A 20,788-nucleotide genomic window follows, 5' to 3' on the forward strand; every position below is an offset into this window, starting at 1 on the left:
TTTCGCGGGCAAGCCCGCTCCTACAAAAGCGGTTAGTGCGTGCCCTGATAGATGAGGTTTTCCGGGTTGAAATGCTCCACGGCGCTGCCTGGCTGCGGCAGGCCGAGGATATGCCCCTTGATCTTGCCCACCACATGCATCTCGCAGGGTTTGCAGTCGAACTTCAGGGTCAGCACTTCGTCACCGTGGATCAATTGCATCGGCGCCACCTTGGTCTTTACCCCGGTCACACCCTTGGCCTGTTTAGGGCACAGGTTGAACGAGAAACGCAGGCAGTGTTTGGTGATCATCACCGGCACTTCGCCGGTTTCTTCGTGCGCTTCGAAGGCCGCATCGATCAGCTTCACGCCGTGACGGTGGTAGAAGTCCCGGGCCTTCTGGTTGTAAACGTTGGCCAGGAACGACAGGTGCGCTTCGGGATACACCGGCGGCGGCGAAGTTTCAGCCTTGCGCCCACCCCGCGGATGCGCGGCGACGCGTGCGGCGGTCAGTGCTTCGATCACTTCACGGCGCAACGCCTTGAGCTGCGAGTTGGGGATGAAGAACGCCTGCGGCGCATCCAGCTCAATGCGGGTGGCGTGGTATTCGGTGGTGCCGAGCTGGCCGAGCAGGTCGCGCAGGGTGTCCAGTGCCTGTTCCGGCTTATTGGCCACGCCAAACGGGCCGGGCAGGGTGACGCTGGCGCTGATGCCTTCTTCGCTGGTCGCGGTGATTTGCAGCTGCTCTTCACGCAGGCACGCGACCCATGACAAGCCGATACGGCGCTCGGCCGACGTCTTGAGCAGGGCCTGTTGCCAGTTGTGGTCCAGGTTGCGATTGAGCGGGTGATGCGGGCGCAGTTGATGCAGGCCGGCTGGCATTTCGTTGGGCTCGACGCGGTAGCGGTAGCGCTTCTCACCGTCTTCCTCGAACTCACCCTTGGGCTCGGCGATGTTGGCGCGGAATCCCACCACTTCACGCTTGATCAGCACATTGAGGCCGTCGCCGTTGGACAGCGGCTCATGGGTGACCACCTGCAAGTCGCGCTTGCCGGCTTTTTCCACGGTGCCTACGGGCAAGCCGGTAAAAGTCGGGGTATCAAAGGCGCCGATGTCGATCTTGCGGTCGCTGACAAAGTAATCGGTGCTGCCACGGTGGAAGGTTTTTTCCGGGTCGGGCAGGAAGAAGTGCGCGGTACGGCCGCTGGAAGCGCGGGCCAGGTCCGGGCGGTCTTCGAGGATCTCGTCGAGGCGCTGGCGGTAGTAGGCGGTGATGTTCTTCACATAGCCCATGTCCTTGTAGCGGCCTTCGATCTTGAACGAACGCACGCCCGCTTCGACCAGGGCGCGCAGGTTGGCGCTCTGGTTGTTGTCTTTCATCGACAGCAGGTGCTTTTCAAAGGCCACCACGCGGCCTTGGTCATCTTTCAGGGTGTAGGGCAGGCGGCAGGCCTGGGAGCAGTCGCCACGGTTGGCGCTGCGGCCATTTTGCGCGTGGGAGATATTGCACTGCCCGGAGAACGCCACGCACAGGGCGCCGTGGATAAAGAACTCGATGGCGGCATCGGTCTCGTCGGCAATGGCGCGGATCTCTTGCAGGTTCAACTCGCGGGCCAATACCAACTGCGAGAAACCGGCCTGGTCGAGAAACCTGGCCCGGCCCAGGGTGCGGATGTCAGTCTGGGTGCTGGCGTGCAGCTCGATCGGCGGAATATCCAGCTCCATCACGCCCAGGTCTTGCACGATCAGCGCATCGACACCGGCATCGTAGAGCTGATGGATCAGCTTGCGTGCGGGCTCCAGCTCGTTGTCATGCAGGATGGTGTTGATGGTGGTGAAGACGCGGGCGTGGTAACGGCGGGCGAATTCCACCAGTTGAGCGATATCGCTCACCTCGTTACACGCATTATGGCGAGCGCCGAAGCTCGGCCCGCCGATATAAACGGCGTCGGCGCCGTGCAGGATAGCCTCACGCGCAATGGCGACATCGCGGGCAGGGCTGAGCAATTCCAGGTGATGCTTGGGCAAGGACATAGTTTTTTTAGTCAGGCTTGTCACGGTTGAGGCGCACATTGTAGCCGTGAAATGCCTGGGCGGCATCTACCGCAGGGCTGTCGGGCCTAATGCAAGTCCGTTAAGCGAACGCAATGCTCAACGCAACGAAGACCCAATGTGGGAGCTGGCTTGCCTGCGATGGCGATGGAACATTCACCACCGCTATCGCAGGCAAGCCAGCTCCCACCTTTCTGACCGAGTTCGACATTCCGATCAGTTCGGTTCTAAAGTCGTTACAGATTCAAGCCTTGGCAGCCATCGCCGTTACTTCTACCCGCATACCTTCCACCGCCAAGGCGGCAACGCCTACTGCTGCCCGCACTGGCCAGGGCTTGGCGAAAAAGCGCTTGTAGACCTCGTTGAACGCCGCGCGGTCGGCCATGTCGGTGAGATAAATAGTCAGGTGCATGACCCGGTCCATAGAGCTGCCGGCTTTTTCCAGCGCGACTTTCAGCGCTTGCAGGGTGCACTCGCTTTGCAGGGTGATATCGCCCAACTCCAGGCTGCCATCGGCGCGGGTGGGAATCTGGGTGGAGACCAGGATGCCGTTGAAGCCGATTACATCGGAGGAGATGGAGTCGGCGTCCGGGTCAGGGGTATAGGACAGGTCGTGGTTGGCCATGGGCACCTCGTGTTGGCAGGAACAGAAAGGCGCCATGGTCGGTGAAATTCACCCCAGGGGCAAACCCCGGCTCATAGCCAGCGTCGGAACAGCACGCTGGCGTTCACGCCGCCAAAGCCGAAGCCATTGGACAGCGCATATTCAATCGGCATGGGCCGGGCCTCATCGCGCACCATGTCCAGGCCGTCGGCGAGGGCGTCCGGGTTTTCCAGGTTGAGTGTCATTGGCGCGATCTGGTCACGCAGGGCAAGTACGGTGAAGACGGCTTCGATGCCTCCCGCAGCACCGAGCAAGTGGCCGGTGGCGGATTTTGTCGAGCTGATCGCCGGGCTGCCGCCGGTACCGAATAGCGTCTTGATCGCCGCCAGTTCGCCTTTGTCGCCCACAGGTGTGGAGGTCGCGTGGGCATTCAGGTACTGCACCTGCGACGCCTCGATGCCCGCCTGGCGCAACGCTTGAGTCATTGCTCGACGCGCACCGTCACCGTCTTCAGGCCCTGCGGTCATGTGATAGGCGTCCGCACTGGTGCCATAGCCCACCAGTTCGGCAATCGGCTGAGCACCTCGCGCCAGTGCATGCTCCAGTTCTTCAATTACCAGAATGCCGGCGCCTTCGCCCATCACAAAGCCGTCGCGCGCCTGATCGAAGGGTCGCGAAGCGCGCTCCGGGGTGGCATTGAAATCGCTGGACAGCGCCCGCGCTGCGGCGAAGCCGGCAAGGCTGACGCGATGAATCGCCGCTTCGGCACCGCCGCATACCGCGACGTCGACTTCTCCAGCGCGGATCATTCGCGCTGCGTCGCCGATAGCCTGAACCCCAGCGGCACACGCGGTTACTGGCGCACCCAAAGGGCCTTTCAAGCCATAGTTGATCGACACATGCCCGGCAGCCATGTTGCTCAGAAACGATGGAATGGTGAAGGGCGACAAACGACGCGGGCCCTTGCTGTCAGTGGTGCGCACCGCATCGGCAATGGCTGGGAAACCACCGACACCGGAGGCGATGATAGTCGCCGTGCGCGCCTGCTCCTCGGGTGTTTTGGGGGCCCAATTGGCTTGCTTCAGGGCTTCATCCGCGGCCGCCAGGGCGAACAGGATAAAGCGGTCCATCTTGCGCTGTTCCTTGGCCGCCAACAGTCGATCAGGATCAAAACCGGCTTCGGGGTCTTGCAACACACTTTGCACCTGGCCGCCGATGCTGACCGCCAGATCCCCGATCAATTCTTGCGGCAAACGGCGGATGCCCGACTGCCCGTCCAGCAAGCGCCGCCAAGTGGATTCCACGCTCGACCCCAGCGGCGTCAGTGCGCCCATGCCCGTCACGACGATACGTTTACTCATGCTCAATCGACTCCTGTTGCTTGAAGGATACACAGCGTATGGACGTCACTATCATCATGAAAGTAACATGGTGTCATACAAGTTTGTACTCGCACACAGGAATACCTATGCAGCGCAAATCCCTCATCAGTGCCGAATGCCCCGTCGCCCGTAGCCTTGAACGGGTAGGGGAGTGGTGGAGCATGCTGATCATGCGCGACGCCTTGCACGGTTTGCGCCGTTTCGACGAGTTCTCGCGCAGCCTGGGCATCGCGCCCAACATGCTCACGCGCCGCCTTAATGGCTTGGTAGAAGCGGGGATGCTGGAGCGCCGCGCCTACAGCGAGCGGCCGCCACGCTACGAATACGTGCCGACGGCCAGGGGCGAAGACTTTCGTATGGTGCTGATGGCGTTGGTGGCGTGGGGCAATCGGCATTACGCCGAGGAGGGCATCAGTGTCGAGGTGGTGGAACGCGAGACGGGCCGACCGGTGCAGCCGGTGATGGCGACGGAGGAAGGTGGGTTGGTGGCGATGGATCAGTGCGTGGTACAGCCCGGCCCGGCCGCCAGCGCAGGGATGCGCCAACGGCTGAACCGTGAGTGATTGATTACTCTTTTACATCCATGAACTCTTCGGCCCACGCCACATAACTCTCAGGCAAGGTGTAGGTATGGGTCAATTCCGTCGCACTGAGGTTCGAAGTGCTGTGGGTCAGTTGACGCTGGGCACGCAGGCTGTCGTAAGTGGCCTTGATCGCGGCGAAGTAGGCGCCATGCCCGGCCACCACGATGCGTACGCCCAGGCTGGCCAGGCGCTCGCTGTCGTGCAGTTGTGGGTTGCCGTAGGTCACCAGCATCAGCGGAACGCTGAGGTTCTCCGCGATCTGTTCCAGGTGGTCGAAGTCCTTGACGCCGACCATGCAGATGCCGTCAGCGCCGGCCTTTTCGTAGGCCTTGGTCCGCGCAATCACGTCGCTGGTGGGCAGCACGCCGGCGTTGGTGCGCGCAATGATCGACAGCGCCGGATCGACACGTGCCTCCAGCGCGGCCTTGACCTTGCCGATGCCTTCTTCGACGGAAATCAGGTCTGTGGATTTACGCCCGAATTGCGCGGGCAAGAGGGTATCTTCGATGGTCAGCGCCGCGACGCCGGCGCGTTCCAGTTCTTCGACGGTGCGCATCACGTTCAGGGCGTTGCCGTAGCCGTGGTCGGCGTCGGCGATGAAGGGCAGCTGGGCAACACGACCGATGCGGGTGGCTTGCTCGACGAACTCACTCAGGGTAATCAACGCAAAATCGGGGGCCGCCAGCACCTGCAGGGAGGCGACTGAACCGCCCAGGATTCCCACTTCAAACCCCAGGTCGGCCGCGATGCGGGCAGACATGGGATCGAATACGGAGGCGGTTTCAACGCAAAGAGGCGTTGCCAGCAGGTCACGGAAGTTACGGCGTAGCGCTGAGTGAGAAATCTTGGGCATGGTCTTTCCTGGCTTTGGTCATCGTCAAGTGACGATCAATGTCTATTCGTGGTGCCGGGAGATTACCACGCAGATGCCCCTGTGATTATGACGTTTGAGCAAGGCGAGGGTTATCGAGCGACTGCACTGTACGACGTACCCAGGTCGCGGGCCCAGCCGTCGAGCACGTCCTTGACGTTGTCGGCGGTCATGACTTGCTTGTCATTGGCCAGGGGAGTGCCGGTGCCTTTACGCACCATGGCCGCCACGACATCACCGGTCGAACCATCTTCCAATGACAGCTCCGTGGCGATTTCACTGTCTCGATCGCGGATACCAGTGGCGGTGCTCACGCCCGCTGCGACCAGGGGGATCGGCAGCCACTCATAAAACCGCAGTCCCTGGGGGCTGGTGGCGATGCGGGTGATGGCGGGGCGTACTGTGAGGGTGTCAGGGCCAGGTTTTGAGGCCAGGTAAACGTATTTGCCAAGTTCCGAGCGCAGTACCAGGTCGTAGTAGCCGGTGACGTGGGAGAGCGTGCTTTGCGGGATCTGAGCGGTGGGTTCAACAGCCGGGAAAAACTGGCTGGGCGCCAGATAGACCTGCTTGTACCGGCCACGCTTCAAGGCCGGGCTGACCCAACTCTGTACGGTCTGGCCCGACGGGCTCTGTTGCTCTTTAAGCAGGCTGTAGTCATGAAGAAAGCCTGTATATCGCTCGGGTTCGACCTTGTTGCTGCTGCAAGCCATCAGGCTCAGGGTGGCCGCCATCAGTAGCAGGAGTGAGCATTTACGGGCCATCAATGGGTTGCCTGTTCGTTTGGCTTGTCGTGTGAGGATTCGATGTGCAACTGGCCATGGGTCATGATCCAGTGGACAAGCTCGGCGATGGGAATGGAGTGGGCGTACTCGACCCAGCGCCCGGCCTGCGGGCTGTAGTGCTCGAAGTAGCGACGCAGCACGATACGGTCCGCGTTCAGCCCCAGGCAGGATTCCTGGAACAGCATCGGGCTATCCTGTGCGGGGGAGGAGGTGCGCTGGCTCAGCACCAATGGCCGCGCATCGCCAGCTGCTTGCTCGGTGTACCTGCTGCTCGAAACTTTCATAGGCGTCTCCTTGAGTGGAAGGCGTGCAGCATGCCCGACAGGTTTTGCCCAAAGATGTCCGGGTTGTGTCCGTGGCGAAGGAATGTTGCTCGATTGAAATAAATGACCCCGGCGCCGGAATGGTTTTAGATGTCGTCTTTTTTTGGCCTGGGAAATCTGTGAACGTGAGCAGACTGCTGATCGTTGATGACGACGTGGAAGTGCTGGCATTGCTGAAGAAATTTTTCGTCCAGCACGCCTATGACGTCGACGTGGCCGCCGACGGCGAGGCCATGTGGGCGGCCATCGCCGAGCAGCGGCCGGACACGATCATTCTTGATCTCATGTTGCCCGGCGAAGGCGGCCTCAGCCTGTGTCAGAAAGTGCGGGCGCAGTTCGGCATTCCTATCATCATGCTCACGGCCATGGGCGAGCTGAGCGACCGTATTGTTGGCCTGGAACTGGGCGCTGACGACTACCTGACCAAACCCTTCGCCCCGCGCGAGTTGCTGGCCCGCCTGCGCGCCGTGCAACGGCGTGCGGGACAGTCGGTCAGTGCGGCCGACGAGCGCTCACGCCCGGTGATTGCCTTCGCCGGTTGGCATCTGGATATCACCTGTCGCGAGCTGCGTTCGCCCGAGGGCGTCATGATCCCGCTGTCCGGTGGCGAGTTCGATTTGTTGGTGGTGTTTCTCGAACACCCCCAGCGCATTCTCACCCGCGACCAGTTGATCGACCTGACCCACGGCCAGGGCCACGATGCCTTCGACCGCAGTATCGATGTGCAGGTCAGCCGGCTACGACGCAAGATCGAACCCGATTGCAAGCGCCCGGACCTGATCCGCACGGTGCGCAATGGCGGCTATCTGTTCACCGCCCCGGTGACCCGCTCATGATCCACCGCCTGATGCGCCGCGACACGCTGAACCGGCGGATCGCCCTGACCATTCTCGCCGCAATGCTCACCTCACTGGCCCTCAATGCCTTGTTCGTGCAGGTCGCCGGAGTGTGGGCGCGCCCGCCCATCGACCGCACGGGGCTGCTGGAGCAGATGGCCGCGACGTTGAAAGTGATCGAGGCCGCGCCTGCGCCGTTGCGCTCGCAACTGGCGGCAGCGGCCAGCGATACCCGGTTGCAGGTGACGTGGCACACCGACCCCGTGGATTTCGGCCTGCCCAGCGGCGGTAACGCGCTACAAGCCGGCGAAGTCCCCGGGATACAGGCGTTGTTTGGCACAGGGCGCACCATTCAGGTGTACAGCCCGGACGATTGGCCCCGTGGCAGCCCCGACGCGCATTATGTGGCGCTGATGCAGTTAAGCGACGGCAGCTGGTTGGCCTTCATCCCGCCCGAACGCAGTTGGGGCCTGAGCGCACCCACGCGGATCGCGGTGATCATCATCCTGGGGTTGATCGCCACCTTGCTGGTCGCCTGGGTCGCTACCCGGCAATTGGCCAAGCCATTGCAGCGTTTCGCCAGCGCCGCCAGACGCTTCGGTGGCGATCTGCGCGCACCGCCCATCGACATTGAAGGCCCCGACGAAATACGCCAAGCCACCATCGCCTTCAACACCATGCAGGCGCAGATCCAGCATTTCATCGGCGAACGCACCCAAATGCTGGCAGCCATTTCCCATGACTTGCGCGCGCCCTTGACGCGGATACGCCTGCGCTGCGAGTTCATGGAGGACCTGGACCATCAGCACAAGCTGATTCGTGATGTCGAGGAAATGCAGTCGATGATCAACGCCGCGCTGGCGTTTTTCCGCGACGATACGGTGCTGGAGCACAGCACGGCATTCGATCTGTCGGAACTGCTGCAAACCATCATCGACGACTATCGCGACCAGCAACTGGTGGTCGACTTCCGGGGGCCGCCCCATCTGGTCTATCACGGCCGGCCACTGGGGCTTAAACGGGTGGTGGTCAACCTGCTGGAAAATGCCGCCAAGTACGCCCGGCACCCCAGCATTGCGCTGAGTGTTGACGACCAGAGGGTGTGCATCGAGGTCAGCGACGAGGGCCCGGGGATTCCCGAAGCTGACCTGGAGCGTGTATTCGACCCGTTTTTTCGTCTTGAAACCTCACGCAACCGCAACACTGGCGGTGTGGGGCTTGGGCTCTCGGCGGCGCGGGCCATTGTGCGCGAGCAGGGCGGTGAGCTGAGCCTGAGCAATCGGCGTGGTTCGGGCTTGGTGGCCCGGATTGAATTGCCGCGCTAGCGTGATGCATAGTGCGCATTATTATTGAATTAGGTTATGCGTTATCAGTATTTTACATCTCGCCTTCAGCCCGCAAAAATAGCCCGCACACCCCATAGCCACAGACAATAACCTTTTAAAACCGAGACCGTACGCGCGGATCGACTTGAATGCCCCACAAGGCATCTGGAGACGAACGTGCGTTACCTCAAAACCCTGGCGGCCGGGTTGGCCGCCTCTTTGCTGTGCCTGACGGTGCAGGCTCAAACCTTGGTGGTCGGCGACCAGAGCTACAACGCCCAGGCCGTGATGGAAGCGGCGGGGGTGCTGGATGATCTGCCTTACACGCTGGACTGGAAGCAGTTCACGGCCGGGTCTCCGGTGGCCGAAGCGCTCAACGTCGGCAGCCTGGACCTGGGCCTGCTTGGGGATGCCCCGGTGTTGTTTTTGGGCGCCTTGGGCGCACCGATCAAGGTGATTGCCGTCAGCCGGCAGAATCTCGACGGCGTAGCCATCCTGGTAAAAAAGGACTCCTCGATCCACAGTCTGGCCGATCTGGCAGGCAAGCGCGCCGCGATCTGGAAGGGCTCCTGGAGCCAGCAACTGTTGCTGACCGCGCTGGACAAGGCCGGGGTTGCGCGGGATTCGCTGGAATGGCGTTACCTCAGCGCCCTGGATGCCTCCCACGCGCTGGAAGGCGGTGCGGTTGACGTGATCGCCACCTGGGAACCCTACGTCACGCAACAGGAACGCCAAGGTGCGCGGGTGCTGGCAACCGCTGAAGACTTGATCCCGGCCCAGAGTTTCATTGCCGCCAACGCCAGTGCTGTGGAGGCCAAGCGTGAGCCCATCAGCGACTTCCTCCAGCGCCTGAAAAAAGCCCGCGACTGGGCCCGCCAAAGCCCGGCCAACGCCAACGCGTATGCCGATGCCTGGGCCAAGCGCACCCGCGCTGATGCCGACATCGCCCGTGTCTGGTTTGCCCGCGCACGCACCACCGTCGAGCCGCTGACGCCTCAGGCGCCCATCGAGGCGCAAAAGACCGTGGACTTTTTTGCCGGCCTGGGCCTGGTCAAGTCTTACTCGGCCGCCACGTTGTTCGACCCTTCATTCGCGGCCGCCTTGCAGCCCACCGTCGCCACGACCCAGCCCTGACCGCTTGAAGGACTACTGCGCAATGACTAAAAGACAGCTCAAACTGGGCGCCCTGACCATGGGCTGCGGTGGGCCGGGCCGCCATAACCTGTGGCTTGACCCGCAATTGCCAGCCGATGCCAGCGTCAACGTCGATTGGTACATCGAGATAGCGCGCCAGGCTGAGGCGGCGCTGTTCGACCTGATGTTTATCGTCGACAGCCAGTTCATCACCGAAGGTTCACCTTCCCATTACCTCAATCGCCTGGAGCCGCTGACCTTGCTGTCGGCACTGGCCGTGAGCACGCGGCATATCGGCTTGGTCGGTACGCTGACCACCTCGTATAACTCACCCTATAACGTCGCCCGGCGCCTGGCCTCCCTGGACCTGATCAGCAAAGGCCGCGCCGGCTGGAACGTGGTGACCAGTGGCGATGCCGGTACCGCCGGCAATTACAGCCGCGACGAACACTACGACTACGCCACCCGCTACGGTCGTGCCGCCGAACATGTTCAGGTGGTGCAGGGGCTGTGGAACTCCTATGAAGACGATGCGTTTGTGCGCAACCGTGCCACCGGGCAGTTTCTCGACCCGAGCAAGCTGCACAACCTGAATCACCAGGGCGAACATTTCTCGGTGGTGGGCCCGCTGAATATCCAGCGCTCGCCCCAAGGCCAGCCGGTGATTTTCCAGGCCGGCGACTCGGAACAAGGCCGCGATCTGGGCGCCGCTACCGCCGATGTGATCTTCACCCACGCGGCCAGTATCGAGCAGGGCCAGGCGTTTTATCGGGATATCAAGGGCAGGGCGGCACAACGGGGGCGCGATCCGGAACAGGTACTGATCATGCCCGGTGCGGAAATCTACGTGGGCGACACCGATGCCCATGCCCGGGAAATCGAGCAGCACTATCATCAACTCGACCACAGTTTTGCGCTGGCACTCAAGGAGTTCGGGCGCAATTTTGGCTGGCATGATTTCAGCCAGTACGACCTGGATGCGCCATTCCCGCAGGAGAGCCTGGAGGCGGCGCGCAGCAGTTTTTTCACCGCTGCCAAACGCATTGCCGACCAGGCCCGGGAAAAGGGCTTTACCCTGCGCCAGGCCGTCGAATTTGGCCGGCAATTGCGCCCAGGCGCGTTCGTGGGCAGCGCTGCCACGGTGGCGCAGAAACTGGCGGATTGGTTCGAGGCGCGGGCGGTGGATGGGTTCAATATCTACATCGGGCACCCTGGGCAGTTCGAGCGTTTCACTCAGGAGGTGATCCCTTTGCTGCAGGAGCGCGGTGTTTATCGCACGGCCTACGAGGGCTCGACCTTGCGTGAAAGCCTGGGCTTGGCAATTCCGAGGTTTGCGCGCACTCCCTCACCCTAAGGGGTGATTTCGATGACTTTGCGGGTGTGGGACTATCACTTCAGTCCCTGGCGCCAGTGACCTGGTGTCGCACCCAACCGTTATGACGGCGAGTCTTCGAAGTGGAAAATGATCGACTGTCTTCAGCCCAGTGGTTCGAACAGATAGCCAGGGTCACCGAGAGCATCGGGCACGCGGGGTTTGCCGCCACGTTGTTCGATGCCCTGGGGTGTATCCGCCCCATTCAGGCCACGACCTTGTACCTGTACCCCCACGACGGCATGCCCAGCGCAGTGTTCGAACTGGACGGGCCATGGCTGCCCCAGGGCAATGTGCGCCAGTACCTCTCCGGTTTTTACTTGCTCGACCCGTTCTACGGCGCCTGCGTGGAGGGCGCGGCTTCCGGTTGCTACGACCTCGCCGACGTAGCCCCCGATCACTTCGAGCACAGCGAGTACTACCAGTCGTTTTACCGGCATTCGCACCTGGAGGATGAGCTCAACTACATCCTGCAGGCCAGCAACGGCTTGAGCCTGGCGGTGTCGCTGGCCTTTACGCAGAAGCTCGACGCGACCACCACCGAGCAATTCAAGCGCATAGCGCCTTGGGTACTGGCGGTGCTGGGCAAGCACTTCGTCGGCCTGGAGACTCAGGGGGCGCGTTTCGAAAGCCTGTTGGAACAGCGCATTCACTCGGCACTCAACAACTTCGGCTCGTCGCTGCTCACCGAGCGCGAATGCCGGATCACCCAGTTGATCCTGCGCGGCCACTCCACGCGTTCACTGGCCGAGCGTCTCGGGGTCTCCGAAGACACCATCAAGTCCCACCGCAAGCACATCTACAGCAAGCTCGACATCGGCACGCAATCGGAGCTGTTTTCCCTGTTTATCGACTCGTTGGCCGAGGCCCAGGGCGGGCTGAGTAAAGACCCCCTTGAGCGCTACATGAGCAAAGGCCGTTGACCGGCTGCATGACCACCCACAACAAGAGAAAATGCCATGAACCTACCCTTTGAACCGCAACGCCAGACCCGGGACTATCAGGCCTCGGACGCGGCCCACCATATCCATGCCTTTGTGGATCAAAAGGCGCTGAATGCCGAAGGCCCACGCGTAATGGTCCGCGGTGAGGGCCTGTACCTGTGGGACAGCGAGGGTAAGCGTTACCTGGACGGGATGTCGGGCCTGTGGTGCACGCAGCTGGGTTATGGCCGCAAGGACCTGACGGCTGCGGCGGCGGCGCAGATGGATCAGTTGGCGTACTACAACATGTTCTTCCACACCACCCATCCGGCGGTGATCGAGCTGTCCGAGTTGCTGTTCAGCCTGTTGCCAGGGCACTACAGCCATGTGATCTACACCAACTCCGGTTCCGAAGCCAACGAGGTGCTGATCCGCACCGTACGCCGCTACTGGCAAGTGCTCGGCAAGCCACAGAAGAAGATCATGATCGGCCGCTGGAACGGCTATCACGGCTCCACCCTGGCGGCGTCTGCCCTGGGCGGCATGAAATTCATGCATGAAATGGGCGGCTTGATCCCGGACGTCGCGCACATTGATGAGCCTTATTGGTACGCCCAGGGCGGTGAGTTGACCCCGGCCGAGTTCGGGCGGCGCTGCGCCCTGCAACTGGAAGAAAAGATCCTGGAGTTGGGCGCGCAAAACGTCGCCGGTTTTATCGCCGAGCCTTTCCAGGGCGCCGGCGGCATGATTTTTCCGCCAGAAAGCTACTGGCCAGAGATCCAGCGTATCTGTCGCCAATACGATGTGCTGCTGTGCGCTGATGAAGTGATTGGCGGTTTCGGCCGTACCGGTGAATGGTTTGCCCATCAGTATTTCGGTTTCGAACCCGACACTTTGTCGATCGCCAAGGGCCTGACCTCCGGTTACCTGCCCATGGGCGGTTTGGTATTGAGCAAACGCATGGCCGAAGCTTTGGTGGAGCGGGGCGGGGTGTTTGCCCATGGCCTGACGTATTCCGGGCACCCGGTTGCGGCGGCGGTGGCCCTGGCCAACCTCAAGGCCCTGCGTGACGAAGGGATCGTGCGTCAGGTGAAGGACGACACCGGGCCGTATTTGCACACGCTCCTGCATGAAGTCTTTGGCAACCACCCGCTGATCGGCGAGATCCAGGGCACCGGCCTGCTGGCAGCCTTGCAGTTTGTCGAGGACAAGGGCACGCGCAAACGCTTTGCCAATGAAAACGACCTGGCCTGGCAATGCCGCACCTTTGGCTTTGAAGAAGGCGTGATTATTCGCTCGACCCTGGGCCGCATGATCATGGCGCCGGCCCTGGTGGCCAGTCGCGCGGAGCTCGATGAGCTGGTCGACAAGACCCGCATTGCGGTGGACCGCACCGCGCGGATCGCGGGAAAGCTATGAAAGGCTGAGCCCCTGCATGCCGCTTCGGTTGAACCGGGTGGGCGCCCCATAGCGGCTGCCCACCGCTCCCAATGGATGACTCATCAAGGGCGTCGATTTGATCGAACGCCGCGGCGCCCTGCATCCCACTTCCCAGGAGTCAGCAATGAATACAATAACAAACGTAGCCGATACTCCCGCCCATCAAACCCCAACCCAACCAACCTCATCGCGCCGCTTTCGACAACCTCTGGGCCTTGTCGGCCTGGTGCTGTTCGGCCTGGCGTATATGGTGCCGCTGGCGGTGTTCACCACCTACGGCCTAGTGACCCAGATGACCAAAGGGCACCTGGCCACTGCTTACCTGTTGACCTTGGCGGCCATGTTGCTGACGGCCTACAGCTATGGGTGCATGGTCAAGGCGCACCCGTATTCGGGCTCGGTTTACACCTATACGCGCAAGGCGTTTGGCGCCTCTTTCGGTTTTATCGCCGGTTGGACCTTGCTGCTGGACTACATCTTCCTGCCGTTGCTCAGCTATTTGCTGATCGGCATCTACTTGTCCGAATACTTTCCCAGCGTGCCCACTGCCGTGTGGGTGCTGGGCTCCATTGCCCTGGTGACGGCGCTGAATCTGGTGGGTATCGAGTCGATTACCCGGGTCAATTGGGTGCTGATCGTGGCCCAACTGGTGTTCATCGTGGTGTTCGTGGCGTTGTCGATCCACAACCTCAGCGGGCAAGCCGAGCCGGTGTCGCTGCTCAAGCCGTTTCACCATGAAGGTTTCAGTGTGCCGCTGATCATGACCGGCGCGGCAGTGCTGTGCTTGTCGTTCCTGGGTTTTGATGCGGTATCGACCATGGCCGAGGAGACGCCGGACCCGCGCCGTACCATTCCGCAGGCGATCATGGCGGTGTCGCTGATTGGCGGTTTGCTGTTCCTGGGGGTGTCGTATTGCGCTCAGATGGTGTTCCCGGAATGGGACAGCTTCGCCGATCCGGACTCGGCTTCGGTCGATGTGATGCGTAGGGTCGGGGGTGAATTGCTGGTGAGTGCGTTTACCGCAACCTATGTAGCGGGCTGCTTTGCTTCTGCGATGGTCTCCCAGGCCAGCGTGTCCCGCGTGCTGTTCGCGATGGGCCGCGACGGTGCATTGCCCAGGGTATTGGGCAAGCTGGTCACGAAAAAGCGCGTGCCGGCCAACGCGATCATGCTGGTCAGCCTGTTCTCGCTGATTGCGCTGTTTATCAGCCTGGACACCGTGGCCAACATGATCAGCTTTGGTGCACTGTTCGCGTTTTCGGCAGTGAACCTGGCCGTGATCAAGCATTACCTGGGCGACCAGAAGCTGCGTGGTTCCCGCAACTATCTGCTGTACGCCGCCCTGCCAGGCCTGGGGTTTCTCAGCACGCTTTGGCTGTGGACGAGCCTGTCGGGCCTGTCGTTCACCATCGGCCTGGGCTGGATGGGCCTGGGGCTGGTGTGTTTGCTGTGCCTCACCCGAGGGTTCCGGGTGGGGATGCCCGAATTGCACATGGCCGAATAAGAAAAAAACCGGCGTTCCCTAATGCCAATCAGTCAAGCGCAGGCCCCCTGTGGGAGCGGGCTTGCTCGCGAAGACGTCGGCCCAGCAAACATTGATATTGACTGATACACCGCATTCGCGAGCAAGCCCGCTCCCACATTGGCACTGCGTTGCCTTGAGCATTGCGTTCGGCGTCGGGCTTGCCGCCGCGTGGATTAGACCCAATTACATAGGAGTACGACATGTTCAACCTCGACTACTGGCAGCAACGCGCTGCCCGTCAAAACTTCATTCACACCGCCTTGATCGACGGCCATGCCGTCGCCGCACTGTCCGGGGCAACCTTTGACGCCATCAACCCTGCGACCAACCAGCTCCTTGCACGTGTCGCCGCCTGCGGTGAGGTTGAAGTGGACTTGGCAGTACGCTCTGCACGCCGCGCCTTTAACAACGGCTCCTGGCGGCGCATGCCCCCGGGCGAGCGCAAGAAAATCCTGCTCAAACTCGCTGACCTGTTGATGACCCACCGCGAAGAGCTCGCACTGCTGGACTCCCTGAACATGGGCAAGCCGGTAATGGACGCCTATAACGTCGACGTGCCCGGCGCGGCCCATGTTTTCGCCTGGTACGGTGAAGCTCTGGACAAGATCTACGATCAGGTCGCGCCGACTGCCCACAACGCGTTGGCAACCATCACCCGCGAAGCCCTGGGTGTGATTGCCGCCGTGGTGCCGTGGAATTTCCCGCTGGACATGGCCGCCTGGAAACTGGCACCCGCATTGGCGGCAGGCAACAGCGTGGTGCTCAAGCCCGCCGAACAATCGCCATTTTCCGCGCTGCGCCTGGCCCAACTGGCGCTGGAGGCTGGCGTCCCCGAGGGTGTGCTGAACGTGGTGCCGGGAATGGGCGAGGGCGCTGGCAAGGCTCTGGGGTTGCACCCGGACGTCGATTGCCTGGTGTTCACCGGTTCCACCCAAGTGGGTAAGTACTTCATGCAGTACTCCGCGCAGTCCAACCTCAAACAGGTGTGGCTGGAGTGTGGCGGCAAGAGCCCGAACCTGGTGTTTGCAGACTGTCAGGACCTGGACCTGGCGGCGGAGAAGGCGGCCTTTGGGATTTTCTTCAACCAGGGCGAGGTGTGTTCGGCCAATTCGCGCCTCTACGTACAACGCTGCATCCACGACGAGTTCATCGAGCGTCTGATCGACAAGTCCCGTGCCTGGATGCCCGGCAACCCACTCAACCCCACCAGCGCCGCCGGTGCAATCGTCGACAGCGGGCAAACCGCACGCATCATGCAAGCCATCGGGCAGGCTCGCGCAGACGGTGCCACGCTGTTGACCGGTGGCCAACAGTTGAGCATCGAGGGTTGTTCAAACTTCATCCCGCCGACGATATTCGCCAACGTCACCACTGACATGAGCCTTTCCCGTGAGGAGGTGTTTGGCCCCGTGCTGGCGGTGAGTGCTTTCGATACCGAAGAACAGGCCATACAGCAAGCCAACGACAGCCTCTACGGCCTGGCGGCATCGGTGTGGAGTGATGACCTGAACCGTGCGCATCGTGTGGCCCGTGCCCTGAATGCCGGCACTGTGTCGGTCAACACCATTGATGCGCTGGATGTGACCGTGCCTTTCGGCGGCGGCAAACAGTCGGGGTTCGGGCGCGACTTGTCGCTGCATTCGTTTGATAAGTACACGCAGTTGAAAACCACCTGGTTCCAGTTGCGTTAACTGCCCCGTTTCGCATAACTGCTGTGCCGTCACAGGCATTCATCCGCCAGCGCGCAATGCCTATAGTCCACTCACCCCGTGCAGCGCTTCAACCGCGCTGCGCGATCCAGCCCAAGACTGAGGTGAGCCTGATGAACCGTGAATTCGACCCCGCACTGACGGATATCAACCAAGTGGACGCCGAGTACTTCGAGTACAGCAAGGCGGCGAATCCCATCAGTGCCAATCTGATTTCCCGCATTCCCTACCACAGCTTTCCCGCCTCGCTGTATGACAATGGCCCCTCGCGCGTGGTACCGCTGGACCTCAGCGAGGCGTTGGGCTGCGAAGGCCCTGCAACAGGCCCCGGGTTATGCGCGAACTTCATGCGCCTTAACCGTGGCGACACGCTGACCCTGCAACCCAACGCCACCTCCCAGGTGTTCTACGTGATTGCCGGGGAGGGCAGCGTGGTCCAGGGCGAGTATGAGATTCAATGGTCCAAGGGCTGCTTCATCGCCCTGCCGGGATTACAGCAGGCGCACTTCAGTGCCCGCGAGGATGCACGCCTTTACTATGTGCACGATGAGCCGTTGCTGCGTTACCTGGGGGTGACACCCCGCGCCGATCGCTTTGCGCCGACCCTGTACCCAGCAGCACTGGCCAACGCGAAGTTGCGTGAAGCGGCCGATGATCCCAGGGCACAGGACCGCAGCCGCATCAGCATCCTGCTGGGCAACCGCCATTTCCCGCAGACGCGCACGGTGACCCACGTGCTGTGGGCCATGTACGGGATTCTGCCGGCGGGATCGGTGCAGAAACCCCATCGGCATCAGTCGATTGCACTGGACTTCATTATTGATTGCCCCAAGGGCTGTTATTCATTGGTGGGCACCGAGCTGGACGCGGATGGGCACATCCGTAACCCGCAGCGGGTCGACTGGTCGCCCGGCCTGGCGTTTGTCACGCCACCCGGTTACTGGCATGCGCATTTTAATGAATCGGATAGCGAGGCGTTCCTGATCCCGATTCAGGATGCGGGGCTGCAAACCTACTTGCGTGCGTTGGATATCCGCTTCAGTTGAGTCACTTCCAGTCCGGTGTTTCGCCCAGTCGTTCAACGATAAAGTCGATAAAACACCGGACCTTGGATGACACAATGCGCTTGGGCGGGTACACAAACCACACCGCAAACGCCCGCTCCACGCCCTGGATATGCCATTCGGGCAGCCACACTGCCAAGTCGCCGGCCTCGATACTTCGCGCCACGAGCCAGTCCGGCAACAGCCCAAAGCCCAAGCCTTGGCGCACGGCGATGAGTTGCGCGTCCAGGTCATTGATTCGAATAACGCCGTCATGCTGCATCGGGAACGCGCGGCCGGCGGATACAAAACTGATATCGCCGGTGCTAGCCGTGCCCAGCACCGCAGGCACAGCGGCCAAGTCCGTGGGCGTGGACGGAGGGGGGTGCTGCGTGCCAAACGCCGGGCTCACCACCAAGCGGTAGCGGCCGTCGCTGAGCTTGCGCGCTTTAAGGCTGGAGTCGGCCAGCGTGCCAATGCGGATGGCCAAGTCGACGCCGGCATGAATCAAATTGACCTGGGTGTTATCCAGCACCAGTTCCACGCTGATCTGCGGGTAGCGCACCAGAAAGTCATTCAACGCCGGCAGGATGTGATGACGCGCAAACGCCGGTGGCAGGTTGAGTTTCAATACGCCCCGTGGATGCTGGTTCAGCGCAGACGTGGCGGCCTTGGCGTGTTCCAGCTCATCCAGCACCCTGCGTGCGTGTATCAGGAAGGTCTGGCCGCCTTCGGTCAGATGCAGGGTGCGCGTGGAGCGGTTGAACAGCGCGATGCCCAAGTCCTGCTCAAGGTCCTTCACATAGCGTGAAACCGTTGAGGCCTTGATCCCCAGGCGCTCGGCGGCGCGGGAGAAGTTGTTGCCTTCGGCGGCTTCGATGAAGGCGGTGAGGGCGGTGAAATAGTCCAAGGGCAGCCTCAGGGCAGGGCGGTGAGAGGTGCAGGTTGTTGAGTTTTGCCGGGTGCTGTCAACTCGAACAGGCAACGCGATTGGCTGACACAAGATTGATCTTGATCAGCTAACCCCGCTGGCCCGCTCTATAACCTTGGGCTTCCATCGATGGCCAGGGACGGCTCAACGAGCACTCTGGTCGCACATTCTCAAGGAAGAGTCAGCCATGCGATCACTCAAGATCCTGTTGTTATCATCGGCATTCAACGGTTTAACCCAACGGGCCTGGCTGGATTTGCGCCAGGCGGGTCACGACCCCAGCGTTGTAGTGTTCACCGATCAAACCACGGTGTGCCAGCAAATCGAGGCGTCAGGCGCCGACCTGGTGATCTGCCCATTTTTGAAGGACCGTGTGCCGCACCAACTGTGGAGCCATCCGCAGCGCCCGGTGGTGATCATCCATCCGGGCATCGTCGGCGACCGCGGCGCCAGTGCGCTGGACTGGGCCATCACCCAGCAGGCCAGCCGCTGGGGCGTCACCGCCTTGCAAGCGGTGGAGGAAATGGACGCCGGGCCAATCTGGTCGACCTGTGAATTCGACATGCCCGCCCAGGTGCGCAAATCCGAGCTGTACAACGGCCTGGTGAGCGACGCCGCGATCATCTGCATCCGTGACGTAGTGGCGAAATTCGCCAAGGGCTTCGTGCCGACACCGCTCGATTACACCCAACCCAGTGTCATCGGGCGCTTGCAGCCGAACATGACCCAGGCTGACCGCACCTTCAGTTGGTTCGATTGCGCAGCCTTTATCAAGCGCAGCATCGACGCTGCCGATGGCCAGCCCGGCGTGTTGGCGAGCCTGTCGGGCGGGCAATATTACCTCTACGACGCGCACTTGGACGCCCGCCAGGGCACTCCCGGAGAAATCCTCGCGGTACAGGACGACGCTGTGTTGGTGGCGGCCGCAGATCACAGCCTGTGGATCGGCTCGCTCAAACCCAAAGGCCCAGAGACCTTCAAGCTGCCGGCCCGGCACGTTCTGGCGCAAAAACTGGCCGGCGTTCCGGTGCTGGACAGTACAATCGCCCGCCAGCCGTTCAACGAGCGGGTCTATCAGCCGATTCGCTACCAAGAGTTCGGCCACATCGGCGAACTGACGTTCGAGTTCTACAACGGCGCCATGAGCACCGAACAATGCCAGCGCTTGGTGGCTGCGTTGCGCTGGGCCAAGGCGCGAGATACCCAAGTGTTGCTGATCAAGGGCGGGCGCGGCAGCTTTTCCAATGGGGTGCACCTCAACGTCATCCAGGCCGCCGACGTGCCAGGGCTGGAAGCCTGGGCCAACATTCAAGCCATCGACGATGTGTGCCTGGAGCTGCTCACCGCCAGACAACTGGTGATCAGCGGCCTGACCGGCAGCGCAGGCGCAGGCGGTGTGATGCTGGCGCTGGCCGCCGACATTGTATTGGCCCGCGAAGGTGTGGTGCTCAACCCGCACTACAAGACCATGGGACTCTACGGCTCCGAATACTGGACCTACAGCCTGCCACGGGCCGTGGGCAGTGAAATCGCGCATAAGCTCACCGAAGAATGCCTGCCCGTCAGCGCCATCCAGGCCCAGCAATACGGCATGGTTCAGGCCATCGGCCCGCGTTGCCCACAGGCATTTGGCCTATGGCTTTTGCAACAGGCCGAGTGCGCGCTGACCGATGAAAAATATCTTCACGCTCGCACACGTAAAACCACGCTGGAGGGTGAGCAGCTCGAACGCTGCCGCGAACACGAGTTGGCACAGATGCAGTTGGACATGGTGCATAACCGCCAACAGTTTGCCGAAAAGTGCCGTAACTTCGTGCTTAAACGCAAAACCTGTCAGACCCCGCAGCGGTTGATTGCGCCATGGGCGTTGAGGTACGAGGCTGCGTTGCCCGAAAGCCGGATGCCGAACGTGTGATCGGTTGACTGTGGCGGTAGCGAGGTGGGTGTTCACACAAGGCCTGGACCTTTCAACGG

Annotated in this window: 18 protein-coding genes; 11 read left to right on the forward strand and 7 right to left on the reverse strand. The window is 61.6% G+C overall.

From position 1 onward, the window contains the following. Positions 1 to 32: 32 nt before the first annotated feature. The 3 genes from CER19_RS18455 to fabF all read right to left on the reverse strand — a co-directional run bounded on the left by CER19_RS18455 (position 33) and on the right by fabF (position 3,995). A complete protein-coding gene (locus CER19_RS18455) occupies positions 33 to 2,012 on the reverse strand; it encodes a U32 family peptidase (protein WP_014718422.1) in 1,980 nt (659 codons plus the stop codon). 262 nt (positions 2,013 to 2,274) lie between these two features. After that, a complete protein-coding gene (locus CER19_RS18460) occupies positions 2,275 to 2,655 on the reverse strand; it encodes a RidA family protein (protein WP_071484081.1) in 381 nt (126 codons plus the stop codon). A gap of 71 nt (positions 2,656 to 2,726) precedes the next feature. Continuing rightward, positions 2,727 to 3,995, reverse strand: a complete 1,269-nt coding sequence (fabF, locus tag CER19_RS18465; RefSeq protein ID WP_116667471.1) for a beta-ketoacyl-ACP synthase II — start codon at positions 3,993 to 3,995, stop codon at positions 2,727 to 2,729. 107 nt (positions 3,996 to 4,102) lie between these two features. Here fabF and CER19_RS18470 point away from each other — a divergent pair, with 107 nt between their 5' ends. Continuing rightward, entirely contained in the window at positions 4,103 to 4,579 is a 477-nt protein-coding gene (locus CER19_RS18470) for a helix-turn-helix domain-containing protein (protein ID WP_116667472.1), read from the forward strand. 4 nt (positions 4,580 to 4,583) lie between these two features. On the opposite strand, the gene CER19_RS18475 is transcribed toward CER19_RS18470, so the two are convergent. From CER19_RS18475 to CER19_RS18485, 3 genes are all read right to left on the reverse strand, one after another. Further along, positions 4,584 to 5,453, reverse strand: coding sequence for an oxaloacetate decarboxylase (locus CER19_RS18475; protein ID WP_014718426.1), 870 nt, complete (start codon positions 5,451 to 5,453; stop codon positions 4,584 to 4,586). Positions 5,454 to 5,563: 110 nt separating this feature from the next. Next, positions 5,564 to 6,232, reverse strand: coding sequence for a DUF3313 domain-containing protein (locus CER19_RS18480; protein WP_116667473.1), 669 nt, complete (start codon positions 6,230 to 6,232; stop codon positions 5,564 to 5,566). Then, positions 6,232 to 6,537 (reverse strand): hypothetical protein, encoded by a 306-nt coding sequence (locus CER19_RS18485; protein ID WP_116667474.1) that lies wholly within the window; start codon positions 6,535 to 6,537, stop codon positions 6,232 to 6,234. The genes CER19_RS18480 and CER19_RS18485 overlap by 1 nt, the downstream gene beginning before the upstream one ends. Before the next feature lie 119 nt (positions 6,538 to 6,656). Between CER19_RS18485 and CER19_RS18490 the strand changes: the two genes are divergently transcribed. The 9 genes from CER19_RS18490 (at position 6,657) to CER19_RS18535 (ending at position 17,886) form a co-directional block, all read left to right on the forward strand. After that, the gene (locus tag CER19_RS18490) at positions 6,657 to 7,412 is read left to right on the forward strand and encodes a response regulator (RefSeq protein WP_116667475.1); all 756 of its coding nucleotides are present in this window, start codon (positions 6,657 to 6,659) and stop codon (positions 7,410 to 7,412) included. Then, complete coding sequence (locus tag CER19_RS18495) at positions 7,409 to 8,737, forward strand: ATP-binding protein (protein ID WP_116667476.1); 1,329 nt, start codon at positions 7,409 to 7,411, stop codon at positions 8,735 to 8,737. The genes CER19_RS18490 and CER19_RS18495 overlap by 4 nt, the downstream gene beginning before the upstream one ends. 177 nt (positions 8,738 to 8,914) lie before the next feature. After that, positions 8,915 to 9,871, forward strand: a complete 957-nt coding sequence (locus CER19_RS18500; protein ID WP_116667477.1) for an ABC transporter substrate-binding protein — start codon at positions 8,915 to 8,917, stop codon at positions 9,869 to 9,871. A gap of 22 nt (positions 9,872 to 9,893) precedes the next feature. After that, on the forward strand, positions 9,894 to 11,225 hold the full coding sequence (locus CER19_RS18505) for an LLM class flavin-dependent oxidoreductase (RefSeq protein ID WP_116667478.1): 1,332 nt from the start codon (positions 9,894 to 9,896) through the stop codon (positions 11,223 to 11,225). A gap of 101 nt (positions 11,226 to 11,326) precedes the next feature. Then, positions 11,327 to 12,166: a helix-turn-helix transcriptional regulator gene (locus CER19_RS18510; protein WP_116667479.1), complete on the forward strand. Its 840-nt coding sequence runs from the start codon at positions 11,327 to 11,329 to the stop codon at positions 12,164 to 12,166. 36 nt (positions 12,167 to 12,202) lie between these two features. Beyond that, a complete protein-coding gene (locus CER19_RS18515; RefSeq protein WP_116667480.1) occupies positions 12,203 to 13,585 on the forward strand; it encodes an aspartate aminotransferase family protein in 1,383 nt (460 codons plus the stop codon). A gap of 145 nt (positions 13,586 to 13,730) precedes the next feature. Then, positions 13,731 to 15,110: an APC family permease gene (locus CER19_RS18520; protein WP_116667481.1), complete on the forward strand. Its 1,380-nt coding sequence runs from the start codon at positions 13,731 to 13,733 to the stop codon at positions 15,108 to 15,110. 221 nt (positions 15,111 to 15,331) lie between these two features. Continuing rightward, positions 15,332 to 16,822: an aldehyde dehydrogenase gene (locus tag CER19_RS18530; protein WP_116667482.1), complete on the forward strand. Its 1,491-nt coding sequence runs from the start codon at positions 15,332 to 15,334 to the stop codon at positions 16,820 to 16,822. Between the two features lie 131 nt (positions 16,823 to 16,953). Further along, positions 16,954 to 17,886, forward strand: coding sequence for a cupin (locus tag CER19_RS18535; RefSeq protein ID WP_116667483.1), 933 nt, complete (start codon positions 16,954 to 16,956; stop codon positions 17,884 to 17,886). A 1-nt stretch (position 17,887) separates the two neighbouring features. Here CER19_RS18535 and CER19_RS18540 read toward each other — a convergent pair whose 3' ends face one another. Next, positions 17,888 to 18,793, reverse strand: coding sequence for a LysR family transcriptional regulator (locus CER19_RS18540; RefSeq protein ID WP_116667484.1), 906 nt, complete (start codon positions 18,791 to 18,793; stop codon positions 17,888 to 17,890). Positions 18,794 to 19,001: 208 nt separating this feature from the next. Between CER19_RS18540 and CER19_RS18545 the strand changes: the two genes are divergently transcribed. Next, complete coding sequence (locus CER19_RS18545; RefSeq protein ID WP_116667485.1) at positions 19,002 to 20,729, forward strand: hydrogenase maturation protein; 1,728 nt, start codon at positions 19,002 to 19,004, stop codon at positions 20,727 to 20,729. Positions 20,730 to 20,788 lie beyond the last annotated feature (59 nt).

The sequence above is a fragment of the Pseudomonas sp. GL93 genome, from assembly GCF_003408955.1.
Taxonomy (GTDB): Bacteria; Pseudomonadota; Gammaproteobacteria; order Pseudomonadales; family Pseudomonadaceae; genus Aquipseudomonas; species Aquipseudomonas paracarnis.

Excerpts from the sequence above, each read along its gene's own strand:
- CER19_RS18455 (WP_014718422.1), bottom strand. The coding sequence starts at position 2,012 with ATGTCCTTGCCCAAGCATCACCTGGAATTGCTCAGCCCTGCCCGCGAT.
- CER19_RS18460 (WP_071484081.1), bottom strand. The coding sequence starts at position 2,655 with ATGGCCAACCACGACCTGTCCTATACCCCTGACCCGGACGCCGACTCC.
- fabF (WP_116667471.1), bottom strand. The coding sequence starts at position 3,995 with ATGAGTAAACGTATCGTCGTGACGGGCATGGGCGCACTGACGCCGCTG.
- CER19_RS18470 (WP_116667472.1), top strand. The coding sequence starts at position 4,103 with ATGCAGCGCAAATCCCTCATCAGTGCCGAATGCCCCGTCGCCCGTAGC.
- CER19_RS18475 (WP_014718426.1), bottom strand. The coding sequence starts at position 5,453 with ATGCCCAAGATTTCTCACTCAGCGCTACGCCGTAACTTCCGTGACCTG.
- CER19_RS18480 (WP_116667473.1), bottom strand. The coding sequence starts at position 6,232 with ATGGCCCGTAAATGCTCACTCCTGCTACTGATGGCGGCCACCCTGAGC.
- CER19_RS18485 (WP_116667474.1), bottom strand. The coding sequence starts at position 6,537 with ATGAAAGTTTCGAGCAGCAGGTACACCGAGCAAGCAGCTGGCGATGCG.
- CER19_RS18490 (WP_116667475.1), top strand. The coding sequence starts at position 6,657 with ATGGTTTTAGATGTCGTCTTTTTTTGGCCTGGGAAATCTGTGAACGTG.
- CER19_RS18495 (WP_116667476.1), top strand. The coding sequence starts at position 7,409 with ATGATCCACCGCCTGATGCGCCGCGACACGCTGAACCGGCGGATCGCC.
- CER19_RS18505 (WP_116667478.1), top strand. The coding sequence starts at position 9,894 with ATGACTAAAAGACAGCTCAAACTGGGCGCCCTGACCATGGGCTGCGGT.
- CER19_RS18515 (WP_116667480.1), top strand. The coding sequence starts at position 12,203 with ATGAACCTACCCTTTGAACCGCAACGCCAGACCCGGGACTATCAGGCC.
- CER19_RS18520 (WP_116667481.1), top strand. The coding sequence starts at position 13,731 with ATGAATACAATAACAAACGTAGCCGATACTCCCGCCCATCAAACCCCA.
- CER19_RS18530 (WP_116667482.1), top strand. The coding sequence starts at position 15,332 with ATGTTCAACCTCGACTACTGGCAGCAACGCGCTGCCCGTCAAAACTTC.
- CER19_RS18535 (WP_116667483.1), top strand. The coding sequence starts at position 16,954 with ATGAACCGTGAATTCGACCCCGCACTGACGGATATCAACCAAGTGGAC.
- CER19_RS18545 (WP_116667485.1), top strand. The coding sequence starts at position 19,002 with ATGCGATCACTCAAGATCCTGTTGTTATCATCGGCATTCAACGGTTTA.